This window comes from Rathayibacter sp. VKM Ac-2879, from assembly GCF_015351245.1.
Classification (GTDB): domain Bacteria; phylum Actinomycetota; class Actinomycetes; order Actinomycetales; family Microbacteriaceae; genus Rathayibacter.
Genome location: NZ_JADKSO010000002.1, coordinates 1 through 12745, shown reverse-complemented (window position 1 = coordinate 12745; position 12745 = coordinate 1). Strand labels below are relative to the sequence as shown.

Genomic DNA, 12745 nt, shown 5'->3' with positions numbered 1-12745 from the left:
CCAGCGACACCCCTCTTCCCGACAGGCGGCGCGAGTGGCGCAGAACGTCGGATCGTCGCGGCGTCACGACGATCTCGAGAGGGAGGGGCGGGGCAAGAGGCGGGGTCCGTCCGATCACGAGGAGACCCCAGAGGACGGGCACTTCACGGTGGAAGCGGGTGGGCGACGCCCCTCGACCTCTGCATTCGGAGACGGCACGACGGGCAGAGCGGAAGGGGCGCGAGGCCTGTGATCGGGTTCCATAACGCCGCGACCGTACACAACTGAGGATCATTCGACTCGACTGTCGCGCGATGTCGGTCGTGCTGCGATCCCCCCGGGGCGGTCCCCGACCGGCACGCAGGCGGCGGCACGGCCACGATGCCGCGCCCGCGAGCGTCAGCGCTCCGTGGGTGACGCTCCCAGGAGCGCGTCGGCGCGGCGCGCGATGTCTGGCCACGCGAAGGCCGCGGAGCGTCGACGGGAGGCGGCGGCGATCGTCTCGCGACGGTCGGGGTCGCGGAGCGCCTCGGCGAGCGCGGGGATCGCCGCGACCATGGCGGACGCAACCTCCTCCTCGGTCCCCGGAGGCACGAGGACCGAACCGGCGACGACTCCCTCCTCCGTGCGCAGGATCTCGGCGAGGCCGCCGCGGTCGACCGTCACGACGGGAAGGCCCCGGGAGAGCGCCTCCACCACGACCATGCCGAACGGCTCGTCCCACCGGCACGGGTAGAGCAGGAACGCCGAGACCGCGAACAGGTCGAGGAGCTGCTCGTGCGGGAGGAACGCGACGCGACGGACTCCCCACGGCAGCGCGGACACCGCCTCGTCGAGCGCGCGCACGTAGGGCGTGGGAGTCCCGTCGTCGCCCAGACCGGATGCACCGGCGATGACCAACTGCAGAGGGATGCCTCGCTCTGCGCGCAGCCGGCGGACGATGTCGACGGCCTCGACGGCGCCCTTCTCGGGGACGAGGCGGCCGGCGAAGACCGCTTCGAGCGCGCCTCCCCCGGGAGCGACAGGCGAGGCCACGGCGGGCGAGGCCACCGGCGGGACGACCCCGTTGTACAGGACCGCCGTCACGCGGAGGCCGTACTGGGCGACGGCACGGCTGCGCAGGAACTCGCTGCAGAAGATCCACTCGTCGACGGCCTCGAGGTAGCGGCGCGCCTCCTCGGGATCGTGCGGGAGGTAGTCGAGCAGGTCGTTGTGCATGTGCGCCACGATGCGGCCCGAGTGTCCCAGGCGACGGAGACGGAGCGCGTAGCGCGGTCGGTTGTGGATCCACACTGTCGGCACGCGACGCAACGAGGGGGCGAGGCAGAGAAGCCACGGTGCCCCTCCGAGCGAGAGGCGGCGCAACGTCTGCGCGGGGTCGGAGTCGCGTCGCCGCGCGATCAGCAGGGCGGCACGACGCTGAACGGCATACCCGCGACCGTACAGCCGATGCCGACGGACATCGACGCCGGGCACGGCGGCCGCTCGAGGGGCGTGCACGGCAATCCTCAGCGCGGAGCGGGACACGGTCTCGCGCACCCAGGTTGCTACCGCTCCGCCGGAGCCGTCGAAGCGCTCCTCAGCGGCGAGCACGACGGCGACATCGACAGGCCGCCCACGGAGCCGCCGAGGGAGCCGTGCGAAGACGAGGGAGCGCGCTTGCGCGAGGTCGCGGCCCGGAGCGAGGAGCACGGTCGCGACGAGCACGAGCCCCGCGAGCACCGCCTCGACCGGCAGGAGGCGGAGCACGGAACCCTCGGGGAGGAGTCCGAGCGCGAGGAGGAGGAGCGCCATCGGCAGCGCGAGGAGGGGCCCGGCGCTGCAGGCCCGCAGGAAACCGGAGAGGCGGACGCCGATGACGGCACGCAAGACGAGGTAGGTCACGACGAAACCGAGGCCGCTCGAGATCAGCAGTCCGTCGATCAAGCCGTCGAGACCGTAGAGCATCCCGCCGACGACGATCAGCGGCACAGTGACCGCCGTCTTGACGACGTTGACGACGAGGCCGAAGCGCACGCGGTTCATCGCCATCAGCACGAAGCCGACAGGATTCCCGACGGCCCGCACGGCGCCGACGACGGTGAGCGCCGTCGTCATCCCGGCGATCCATCCCCACTGCGGCCCGTAGAAGAGGCGCACGACCTCGTCGGAGCGCAAGGCGACGAAGGCGAGCGGCGGGATGCTGGCCATGCTCAGCACGGCCGTGACGCTGAGGTAGTTCCGGGCGACACGGTCACGGTCGTGCTGGATGGACGAGAAGACGGGGAACATCACCCGCGTGACGATCGGGTTCACCCGAGCAGGCAGGTTCACCGCGAGGTTGTAGGCGAGGGTGTATCCGCCGAGCTGCGCCGGCCCGAGCAGTCGGCCGATCGCGAGGGAGCTCGCGTTCGAGCCGAGGTAGTTCACGACGGCGTCGAGGGTCTGGAAGACGCCGAACGACAGGAAGCGCGCCGTCTCACGCAGCCGGAACCGAAAGCGGAGGCGGAACCACCGCCGCGCCTGCACGAGCGCGAGGACGGAGCGCAGGAGCGCCGTGGCGACGAGGCCCCACGAGTAGGACAGCGCACCGCAGCCCACGAGCGCCAGGCACACCGTTACGACGAAGCCACCCGCAAGAGACACCGACTCCGAGATCGCGACCGCCCGGAACCGCAAGCCCTTCTCGAGCACCGCCCGCGGGACCTGTCCTGCCGCGCTCCCCACGAACACCAGGGCGGCGAGCGAGAGCATCGGCGCCGCGGCGTCCGAGCCGAGCAGGACGGCGATCGGCGAGGCCGCCGCGACCACGACCGCCGTGACGAGGAGGCCGACCGTCAGATTCAGCCAGAACACCGAGGAGAGCTCGAAGCTCGACGCTCGACGCCGCTGGATGATCGCCTGGGCGACACCCATTCCCAGGAAGATGTCGACGAAGGTGTTCAGCAGCCCGACGATCGCAATCAGGCCCATCTCGGAGGGGTCGAGTAGGCGGGCGAGGATCGCGAACTGCCCGAGCTGGACGACGAGCGCGACCGCGAACGAGATCGCCGTCCAGGTGGTGGCGTCGACGGTCCTCCTGCGCAGGCTCACCGGGTCCGCCGACGCGGGGCTGCGGGCGGCCCGCTCCCCTCGAAAGCGTCGATCGCCGGCCGCCGTGTCCTCCCGGAGACGAGCACCGCGGGCGGCCCGGGCACCATCATCACCGCGAGGACCGCCGTCCAGGTGAGCCAGGAGACCCCGTCGAAGTCGTCGATCCGCAGCGGCATCTCGGCGAGCGAGCACGCCAGCAGCATCAGCACGAACAGATAGCTGACCATGGAGCGGTCGAAGTACTCGAGCGAGCGCACCAGCACGCTCACCAGGAAGACGGCGAGGGCGGCGAGAAGCACGATCCCTCCCCACACCATCGTCGAGACGAAGAGGTTGTGGCCGTGCCAGGGCGTGTGGCCGATCAGTGGGGGCAGCAGGCCCTCGCGGGTGAAGGCATTCGTCGAGAGGCCGACGAGGAAGTGATCGGGGATGACGCTCATCGAGGACATCCAGATCGCGCCACGACTGGTGAGGGCATCGCGGTCGTGGATGAGCATCGGGAGCAGGACCATGACGGTGACCACGAGGACCACCGCGGTGACGGCGATCACCCTCCTGATCCAGGCCGAGCGGACGACCCGCAGCAGCAGGGCGACGAGGATCGTCACCCCGGCCGCGATGAGGGCCGTGCGGGAAGCGCTGAGGACCAGGGCGCTCAGCACGACGAGGAGTCCGCTCACGCGGCCGAACCGGGTGCGCACGAGCAGCACGAACGGCAGCCCGAGCGCCATGGTCATCCCGAGGACGTTCATCTGGGGGAAGATGCCCGCGAGCAGCTGGGTCCCGACGAGCGCCTTCGTCTCGCCCGGGAGGAGCGCGTCCTGGCGCATCCAGCCCTGGCCGGTGAGGGCCGTGACCAGGCTCGCCATCGCGATGAGCGTGACGATCACGCCGAAGACGCGCAGGTCCTCCCACTTCGGAGCGATGGACCAGAGCGCGAGGACGAGCGCGAGGATCACCCAGTACTTCGGCGTCGGGTTCAGGCCACCGACCGCGAGGGTGTTGGTGACTTGGGCCGCAATGAGGTAGACCGCGGCGCCGGCGAGACCCGAGAGGTTGGCTCGCGGCCGGCCGAGGTTGAGCAGGACGACGACCGCCACGACCGCCAGGAAGGGGACGGCGGCCCACTCGGCGATCGCCGTGCCGATCGCGCTCGGGTTGACGGCACCGGTGGAATAGCCGTCGGATGCCGCCCGCCCCGCGGCGAACAGATCGGCGACGCGTCCGCCAGAGGTGAGGACGAAGGTGACAAGCACGACGGCGGCGAGCTGGAGGCGCCGCCCCCGCGCCCGGCGCGCCTCCACGGCCTCGGAAGGCGCCGGTGCGGTCGACGCGGTGCTGCGCCACTGTCCCGCGCCTCGCGAGCCCGCCACTCCCCCGCCTCCCGAGACGCGAGGGAAGGGCGCAGGCGTCGCGATGACGCGCCGGACGCCGCTCATGCGCCTCTCCCCGCCGTTGGCCAGACGGATCGCCCGGCCGCGAGGTCGTAGACCCGCTCGAGCTCGGTCGTGCGCTCCCGCACGTCGAAGCGGGCGAGCACGCGCTCGCGCCCCGCCTGCCCCATCCGCTCCGCCCGCTCGGGATCGAGCAGGATCGACTCGAGCGCCCTCCGCAGGGCGTCCACGTCGCCCTCCGGGACGAGCAGCCCGGTGACCCCGTCCTCCACCGCCTCCGGGATCCCGCCGTGTCGGGTGGCGACGACGGGCGCGCTGGCGAGCGCCGCCTCCAGGAACACCATGCCGAAGCCCTCGGAGTCGCCGTTCCACGCGGTGCGCGACGGGGCGCAGAAGACGGTGGCTCCTCGCAGCAGCTCCGCGACGGCAGCGGGAGGCTGCATGCCCGCGAACGTGACGCTTCGCAGGCCCAGCCGCTCGGCCCGCGCCGAAAGGGAGCCGCGGAGGTGCCCGTCCCCGACGATCGTGACCGGCACGTCCCGCACGGCAGGAGGCAACCCGGCCATCGCGTCGAGCAGGTCGGCGACGCCCTTCTTCTCGACCAGGCGTCCGACGAAGACGACACCCTTGCGTCCATCGGCGGGCGGCGGCGGCGCGGTCACGGGGATGCCGATGGCCCGGACGACGGTCCGCTCGGGGGCCGAGCCCAGCCGGACGAGCCTGTCGGCGATGAAGCGGGAGACCCCGATCACGGCGCGCGCCTGACGGAAGACGGCGCGGGCCTGACGCGAGCGCCGAAGGCGCGCCACAGGGCGCAGCGCGCGCGGAGCACCCATCACCAGCGGCCAGCTCGTCACGTCGTAGCCGTGGCCCGTGACGACCAGCGGAAGCCCGCGTCTGCGCGCAAAGCGGGCGATGTCGGTCGCGTCGATGAGGAAGTGGGCGTGGATCAGAGTCGGCGCGAGCTCGTCGACCAGAGCGTCGAGGCTCCGCGAGACGCCGAGGTGGCGCAGCATCAGGGCGTGCTTGCGCCGGGAACCGCTCCGCTCGTGCAGGATCCGGTCCGAAGGGTCGTGCAGCGTGCCGGAGCCGGCGCGCTCGAGGCCCACGCCGATCGCGCGCCACGAGCGGAGACTCCGCATCTGGTTGCGGACGAAGGTCTCCGAATCGGGCAGCCACGTGCGCTTCCAGACCAGCACGACCGGACGCTCCGCCCCGGACGGCTCAGCGGAGGACACGGCTCGCCCGATAGCGCAACGCCGTGACGACGCTGGGGAGAACGAGGAGCGCGTCGCCGAGGTAGCGGCGCCAGAGGCGCCCGGGCTCCTGCGCCAAGCGGTAGGTCCACTCCAGACCGAGCCGTTGCAGCAGCAGCGGCGCTCGAGGGATCTCCCCCGCGAGGAAGTCGACGGCAGCGCCCACCCCGAGGCAGACCGCCCCGGTGCCGCCGACCGCCAGGAGGCGCTCGCGCACCTCCTCTTGCTTGGGCGAACCGAGGCAGAGCGCGACGATCCTCACGTCCGCGGCACGCAGCGACGCGGCGAGCTGGGCGAGCGCGGCCTCGTCTGCGAGCTCGGCCGGCCCGGGCGACGAGACGACCGGCACCCGCAGGCCTGGGAAACGACGAGCGAGCTCGGCGGCGGCGCGGTCGGCGATGCCCGGCGCGCCTCCGACGATCGCGATGGGCAGCTGCTCGAGGGCTGCCCGGCGGCAGACCTCGGTGAAGAGGTCGATGCCCGTGACCCGGCTCGCCGTCGCATAGCCGTACCAGCGGGCGAGCCAGACCAGCGGAGTGCCGTCGAGCACGACCAGCGAGGCGCGGCCGTAGTACCGACGGAACGCCTCCGAGTGCTTCCACCGCACGAAGTGGTCGGTGTTCGGTGTGACGACGAGTTCGTCGCGACCGGTCCTGGCCAGCTCGAGCACCGCGTGCGCGGCATCGTCGAGCGAGGTGATGCTCGCCGGCATCCGTTCGATGCGGCCGGTGATGTAGGAGGTCATGCCGGGACTCTTCTCTGGCTGGGCAGCGGTGGGAGCGGCGCGATCGGAGGCACGGCGGCCGCGAGGAGGCTCAGGACCGACTCGAGGGGGCCGCTCACGAGGCAGGGCTCCGCCGACGCACGAGGCGCCGATGGGTGTCGTGCAGGGAGTAGAGCGTGCGGCTGAACAGCGTGAACGCGGCCGGTGCGTGCTTGAGCACGAGGCCCAGCACGAGCAGCCGCGTGCTCCGTGACGACCGCATGAGGTCGACGTCGCGCAGCGCGGCCGAGCCGAGGGCGACTCCCGTGCGCACGAGCGCCGGGCGGGCGTGGTGTCGGATCGGCGTCAGCGCGACGGGCACGGCGTAGAACCACGTGGTGAACCAGTCGGCGAGCCGCTCCGGAACCTCGTCGAAGGCCTGCTCCAGCGCTGCGCGCAACGCCTGGGCGCAGATCAGGAGGTTGGCGAGGTCCGGATCGCGTCGCCGGGTGATCGAGGACGGCGTGTACACGTAGGTGTAGAGGACCTCGGGAATGAAGAGCACGCGCTCCGCCGCCTGAACTGCGCGCAGCACGCCGATGAAGTCCGACTGCGAGCTGAGGAGGGGGAACAGCTCCTCGGCGAGGATCCGCCTCCGTAGCAGCTTGTTCCAGAGGAAGCCGTGCAGCTCACCGGCCGCCATGCGCTCGATCGCGTCGGAGGCCGACACGAGCTCCCGACGGTCGAGCCCGTCGACGACGCGTCCGGAGGCGGCGGACCGGGCTCGGTAGAGCGCCCGGCACACGACGATGTCAGCGCTCGAGGCGGTGGCCTCGCCGGCCAGCACGGCGACGATGCGAGGATCCCACTCGTCGTCGACGTCGACGAACCAGACGAACTCGGTGTCGGTGATCGCCAGCGCGCGATTGCGGGCGGCCGCCACTCCCCCGTTGGTCTCCAGGACGAGAAGGCGAGCGTCGTCCCGATCGCGCGCCCAGCGTTCCAGTACCGCCGACGACCCGTCGGTGGAGGCGTCGTCGACGAGGACGATACCGACGCCGGGGACAAGCGTCTCCTCGAGCCTGGCGAGGAAAGCGTCGAGGACCGCCCGGGAGTTGTAGCACGGGGCGATGACGGTGACGGAGACACCCCGCTCTCTCATCGTCGAGCTCCGAGCTCTCGGTAGGCCGACAGGACGGGGCCGAAGACCGCCTCCGGGGAGGCTGAGGCGTCGACCCAGGCCTTCGCCCGCTCGGCGCGCGCGAGCAGTGCCTCTGGCTCGGCGAGCGCCGCGTCGAGTGCCTCGGCGATCTCGCGACCCGAGGCCGCTCCGGGGAGGAGGGTGCCGCGCCCTCCGCCCAGGAGCTCGCCGACGCCGCCCACCGCCGTCGCCACGACCGGGCGGCGGCGGGCCATCGCCTCGAGCATCACGAGCGGCGTGCCCTCCCAGCGCGAGGTCGAGAGCAGGAGGTGTGCCGCGTCGAGGGCGCCGGTCACGTCACGCGACGGCCCCGCGAAGTCGACGATGCCGGCTGCGCGAGCCCGATCGCGGAGGACCGGCAGCAGGGGGCCGTCGCCGAGCCAGGTCGCTGAAACCGCCCTGGTCGCGGCCAGCTCCTCCACTGCGGAGAGGAAGCGATCTGGGTCCTTCTGCTCGGCGAGCCGCCCGATTCCGAGGATCCTCAGCGGTGCCGCGTCGAGGGAGGCGGCGCTCGCGCGTGTGGCGGACACGTTCGCCGGCGCGTTCCCGGTGACAACGACGCGTTCGGCCGGCCGGCCGAAGCCGTCGACGACCATACGAGCGACAGACGTCGAGACCGCGAAGACGCGGCGAGACCGGAAGGACAGGAGCCGCCGGTCGACCGCCGGCAGTTCGGTGTGGGCGTGCTCGACCACAGGCACCCTGAGGGCTGCTCCGAGGAGCGCCGTCAGTAAGGCCTCGCGGCGCTGATGGGCGTGCAGGACGTGCGGGCGGAAGCGGTGGACCGCGCGGCGGAGATCGAGGAGATCGGCGACGAAGCTCTGCTCCGGCCGGCGCACCACGAAGGATCGCGCCGGCGCGCTGGGGCGGAGCGGCCCTGGGCGTCCCCAGTAGGCGACGGCGCAGCCGTGATCGGCGCTCCATGCGCCGAGCGAGAGCGCCACACGCTGGGCGCCCCCGTCCTCGAAGGAGTCGAGGACGTGCAGGATCCGCACGGTGTCGAGCCGCTCCGCGCTCATGCGTCGCTCCCGAGAGCAGCGGCCGCGGGGAAGTGCTTGTCTAGCACGTCGAGGACCGCGTCGACATCGCGACGGAGGAGGTCGGGGTCGGCGTCGAAGCGCGCGGCGAGGAGCTCGACGGTGGCGCTGCGAGAGCGCCCCTCCCGCACGACCGCCTGAAAGATCGCGTCGGCGCTGACCGAGAGGAGGACCGGGATCGACCCCGGACGAGAGAGGTCGAGCACGTAGGTGTCCTCTTCGGTGCGCTCGACGACGAAGCGGGACGCGACGACGGCGGAATGCTCGTTCGGGGCGGGCTGCACGGCGACCGGCGACGGCACGGGAGGCAGACGTGTCGGCGCGGTGGCCTGGGCGATCGGCTCCGGGGAGCCCGCGGGTGCTGCCTCCCCGTGCCCGCCCGCGCGGGCGATCCGGGCGAAGCCGGAGAGCGCGGAAGGGAGCCCGCGGACGGCGCGGATGGTCCGTTCGACCCGCAGTCGGAGGCGCCGGGATCGGGTCAGCCGACCCGGATGGCTCGCCTCGAGGTCGGCGCGGGTCGGAAAGGCCGCACGAAGCAGCAGGCCGCCCTTCAGCCGCCACGGTGCGGACGCGATCGCGTGGAGCCAATTGAAAGTGTGCCGATCGGAGCGGCGCCGCACATCCCAGAGCGCCTGGGCGTGCCGGTAACGCTCCTCCGCGGGAGCGGGCACCCCCCACGACTCGAGGAGCACGCTCATCGGCGTCTGCGCGCCGAGCTCGACCGCGGCGTCGCGGACGGCGAGCCGCTCCTCGAGCGGCAGATGCGCGCCGTAGACGTCGAGTGCCGCGAGCACCGTCGCCGAAGACGACGCGCGCGCGTTGCGCAGCTGGTGCAGCGCGTGCAGGACGAGGTGGTGCGCCCGCCCGGGGATCTCAAGGGTTTCCTCCGTGAGCGCCAGGTCCGTTCGAGCGGCCCAGAGCCGTTCGAACGCCGGCCGCTCGTCCTCGAAGGCGCCCGGGAACGAGCGGTGCACGTCGATGTCACAGGGCCAGGAGGGATGGACCAGCGTGATGGAGTGGTCCACGAACAGGGTCCAGCTCAGCGCCTCTGCCCGACGCCGCCAGCCCAGAGAGCCGAGCAGCGCGACGGCCGCGTCGAAGGCGTCCGGCTCGACCCAGAGATCGACATCGGCCGAGGCCATCGGCGCGCGGATGCCCTGACGGTGGAGCCCTTCCCCTTTGATGACGAGGCTCCTGATGCCTCGGTCGCGCAGGGTGTGCTGCGCGAGGATCGCGGCGAGGCGGAGGGCGACGGCTCTCGGCAGCAGGGCCGTGGCCGAGCACACGCCGCTCTCGGTCGCGCGCTCAGACGGCGCCGACTGGGGATCAGCGGACACCGGCGCCGTCCTCTGCCAGGGCGAGGATCTGCTCCGCCGCCACCGACCACGGCCGCTCGCCCGCGAGCTCGTGCGCTCGTCGCGAGAGGGAGGCCCACTCCGTGCGCAGTCTCTCGAGCGCCGCGGCGAGATCCTCCCGCGAGGCGTCGTCCGGCACGACCACTCCCGCGCCCTCGGCGCAGAGCCCGGCGAGGGCGCTCGACTCCGTCGCGAGCACGGGCAGGCCGCAGGCGAGCGCCTCCAGGCCCTCGGCCGCGCCCTCCACCGTGCGCGCGAGGTGCAGGTACGCGTGGGAGTGGCGGAAGATCTCGGCGGTGCCGTCACGGTCCTGCGCGCCGACGAAGCGGAGTCCGGCGGCGAGGCCGCCGTCGATCCTCCCGCCTGCTCCGACGACGGTGACGTAGTCGGTCGCCTCCAGGCGGGCGATCGCGTCGAGACGGTCGACCCCGCGCGACCACGCCGGCGCTCCGACCGCCGCGAGGCGCAGGGGTCCGTCTGGCGCTGTCGGCGCGCTCGGACCGGTGGCGGGCAGACCCGGGGCGACCACGACGACCTCCGCCGACGACGGGAAGCCCGCCGCGAGCACGGCCGACGGTACGACGACCGTCGCGCGGCGGTACTCCGCCTCACAGCGCGCGACCGGCAGCGGCACCCGGTTCGCGGCCCGCGGGGCGAGGCGCTCGGCGAGCGCCCGGACGTGACCGCCGTCGGCCAACACGACGGTCGTCGGCGCGAGACCTGCCAGCTCACGGGCGGTGCCGGGTAGCGCGACGACCAGCTCGGGTCGCAGCGGTTCGAGGAGGCGCCGGGCACGACGGGTGAAGGCGGAGAGCGCGGACGAGCCGACACCGAGCCTCGACGCGAGGCCCACGAGCCGGCCGAGGGGGATGCCGTGGACCTCGGCACCCGGGAATCCCGCTGGCTCCCCGGTCACGACCGTCACCCTGTGGCCCTGTTCGCGCCACACGCGCTCAAGCGGAGCGGCGTGCCAGGACTCGAGCGCCACGATCCCGATGCTCAGCACGGCTCGTCCGAACCCGTTGACGCGATGCCGGAGCAAGACGAGCGATTGGCGCGGTGCTCCTCGCCGAGGTTCGCGCGACGCCGCTGCTCCCCTGGTTCGGTCACGTCGTGCACAGCTCGATCCCCTCCGCCGCGACAGGCGGAGCCGCGGACCTGAGCGAAGTTATCCCGGCCGCTCACGACCCCCGAGGGGGAGGCGCGAAACGGCGTCGACAGCGGCGTACGTCTCCCCGTCGAGGCTGTGGAACGAGCTCGCCTCGCGAGAAAAGGCGCCACCGCAGGCATGTTCCGCGCTCGATCGACGGTGGCGACGGTCGGGATGGGAACCTGTCACCTGGTCAGGACCGCGGGAGGTGCTGGCCGAAGGGCCCTCGATGCGCATCCTCCACCTGACCGACACGATGACGAACTCCGCCAACGGCATCAACAACGTCGTGGTCGACCTCGCCACCTGGCAGTCGGACGCCGGACACTCCGTCGTCGTCGGCTCGGCCGGCGGCGACTTCGAGCCGCTGCTCGCTCGCCATCGCGTGGCCACGACCCGCCTCGACTTCGGCCGTCGCTCTCCCGCCGCCCTGCCCGCCCTCCTCCGGCGGCTGCGACGCATAATCGGAGAGGCCGCTCCCGACGTCATCCACGCGCACACGCTGACCCCGGCGCTCCTCGCCGCGGCGGTCGCACCGCGAACACCGCGAGTGGCCACCGTGCACAACGAGTTCCAACGCGGGGTGGGGGTGATGGGCCTCTCCCATGCCGTCGTCTGCGTGAGCCGAGCCAACGAACGCGTCTTCTCGCGGCGACCGCTCGCTCGGGGACGCACCATCACGATCACCAACGCCCCGCTGGGCTCTCCACGTCGCAGCGATCCCGTGCACCCCGAGCGGCTGCTCGGGGTGCCGATCCTCGCCGTCGGCTCGATCACGCGGAGGAAGGGCTCCGATCTTCTCGTCCGCGCGTTCGGATGCATCGCCGAGACCCATCCCGATGCGCACCTGTACTTCGTCGGCAACCTCGACGAGCCCGAGGTGCTCGAGGCGGCCATCGGCATGCCCTGGGGCGAGCGGATCCATCTCGTCGGCGCCGTCGCCGACCCCCGTCCCTACCTGCTGGGCGCACGCATCGCGGTCGCCGCCTCCCGCCGCGAGCCGTTCGGCCTGGTCGTGATCGAGGAGCGCGAGGCGGGCCTCGCGTGCGTTGTCAGCTCCGCCGACGGGCTGCCCGAGGTAGCGGACTTCGGGGCCGCCGCACAGATCGTCCCGGTCGGAGACGTCGAACGGCTCGCGTCCGCGCTGGGCGCGCTCCTCGACGACAAGGCCGTCCTCGCCGAGTGGTCCGAGCGCGCGCGCCGCGGCCTCGAGGCCTTCGATGTTTCCCGGATGAACGAGGACTACCTCCGGCTGTACAGCAGCATGCTCAGGCGCTGAGCGGAGGAGCGGGTCGGGCGACGACGAAGCCCGTTCCCTGCCACAGTTCCCGACGTTGCGGCCCACTCTGGGGGTGCCCGACGCAGCGATGTCCCGCGAAATCGCCCTTTTGGCAACCTCAGGGAAATATGACCTTGCTACGGTTGCGCCCGTGCTGCTCTCCGCCTCCCCCGCGGGTCCGATCGACGGGTTGTCCCCGCTCCATCCGACCACGCTCTCCGCGCCCCCGACGACCACTGATGTCGATGCGGTGGTGGTGTCGTGAGGGGGATTGTTTTGGCGGGGGGGTCGGGGTCGCGGTTGTGGCCGATCACGAAGG

Annotated in this window: 10 protein-coding genes; 2 read left to right on the top strand and 8 right to left on the bottom strand. The window is 72.4% G+C overall.

The window, feature by feature from the left end; genetic code table 11:
- Positions 1 to 378: 378 nt before the first annotated feature.
- The 8 genes from ITJ45_RS04990 to ITJ45_RS04955 all read right to left on the bottom strand — a co-directional run bounded on the left by ITJ45_RS04990 (position 379) and on the right by ITJ45_RS04955 (position 10985).
- Complete coding sequence (locus ITJ45_RS04990) at positions 379 to 3051, bottom strand: MOP flippase family protein (RefSeq protein ID WP_194608977.1); 2673 nt, start codon at positions 3049 to 3051, stop codon at positions 379 to 381.
- Entirely contained in the window at positions 3048 to 4490 is a 1443-nt protein-coding gene (locus ITJ45_RS04985) for an O-antigen ligase family protein (RefSeq protein ID WP_194608979.1), read from the bottom strand. The genes ITJ45_RS04990 and ITJ45_RS04985 overlap by 4 nt, the downstream gene beginning before the upstream one ends.
- The gene (locus ITJ45_RS04980; protein ID WP_194608981.1) at positions 4487 to 5683 is read right to left on the bottom strand and encodes a glycosyltransferase; all 1197 of its coding nucleotides are present in this window, start codon (positions 5681 to 5683) and stop codon (positions 4487 to 4489) included. The genes ITJ45_RS04985 and ITJ45_RS04980 overlap by 4 nt, the downstream gene beginning before the upstream one ends.
- Complete coding sequence (locus ITJ45_RS04975; RefSeq protein ID WP_194608983.1) at positions 5670 to 6446, bottom strand: WecB/TagA/CpsF family glycosyltransferase; 777 nt, start codon at positions 6444 to 6446, stop codon at positions 5670 to 5672. Before ITJ45_RS04975 ends, ITJ45_RS04980 begins: the two co-directional genes overlap by 14 nt.
- Before the next feature lie 94 nt (positions 6447 to 6540).
- The gene (locus tag ITJ45_RS04970; RefSeq protein ID WP_194608985.1) at positions 6541 to 7566 is read right to left on the bottom strand and encodes a glycosyltransferase family 2 protein; all 1026 of its coding nucleotides are present in this window, start codon (positions 7564 to 7566) and stop codon (positions 6541 to 6543) included.
- Positions 7563 to 8624, bottom strand: a complete 1062-nt coding sequence (locus ITJ45_RS04965; protein WP_194608987.1) for a glycosyltransferase — start codon at positions 8622 to 8624, stop codon at positions 7563 to 7565. The genes ITJ45_RS04970 and ITJ45_RS04965 overlap by 4 nt, the downstream gene beginning before the upstream one ends.
- Positions 8621 to 9979, bottom strand: coding sequence for a nucleotidyltransferase family protein (locus ITJ45_RS04960; protein ID WP_194608989.1), 1359 nt, complete (start codon positions 9977 to 9979; stop codon positions 8621 to 8623). Before ITJ45_RS04960 ends, ITJ45_RS04965 begins: the two co-directional genes overlap by 4 nt.
- A complete protein-coding gene (locus ITJ45_RS04955; protein ID WP_194608991.1) occupies positions 9969 to 10985 on the bottom strand; it encodes a glycosyltransferase family 4 protein in 1017 nt (338 codons plus the stop codon). The genes ITJ45_RS04960 and ITJ45_RS04955 overlap by 11 nt, the downstream gene beginning before the upstream one ends.
- A 391-nt stretch (positions 10986 to 11376) precedes the next feature.
- Here ITJ45_RS04955 and ITJ45_RS04950 point away from each other — a divergent pair, with 391 nt between their 5' ends.
- Positions 11377 to 12426: a glycosyltransferase family 4 protein gene (locus ITJ45_RS04950; RefSeq protein WP_194608993.1), complete on the top strand. Its 1050-nt coding sequence runs from the start codon at positions 11377 to 11379 to the stop codon at positions 12424 to 12426.
- A 261-nt stretch (positions 12427 to 12687) separates the two neighbouring features.
- Positions 12688 to 12745, top strand: a 58-nt coding sequence (locus ITJ45_RS14445; protein WP_194609138.1) for a sugar phosphate nucleotidyltransferase, incomplete at its 3' end; no start/stop codon positions are given.

What these genes read in the sequence shown, in the direction of transcription:
- ITJ45_RS04975 (WP_194608983.1), bottom strand. Translation starts at nt 6,446, where the DNA reads ATGACCTCCTACATCACCGGCCGCATCGAACGGATGCCGGCGAGCATC.
- ITJ45_RS04985 (WP_194608979.1), bottom strand. Translation starts at nt 4,490, where the DNA reads ATGAGCGGCGTCCGGCGCGTCATCGCGACGCCTGCGCCCTTCCCTCGC.
- ITJ45_RS04950 (WP_194608993.1), top strand. Translation starts at nt 11,377, where the DNA reads ATGCGCATCCTCCACCTGACCGACACGATGACGAACTCCGCCAACGGC.
- ITJ45_RS04965 (WP_194608987.1), bottom strand. Translation starts at nt 8,624, where the DNA reads ATGAGCGCGGAGCGGCTCGACACCGTGCGGATCCTGCACGTCCTCGAC.
- ITJ45_RS04970 (WP_194608985.1), bottom strand. Translation starts at nt 7,566, where the DNA reads ATGAGAGAGCGGGGTGTCTCCGTCACCGTCATCGCCCCGTGCTACAAC.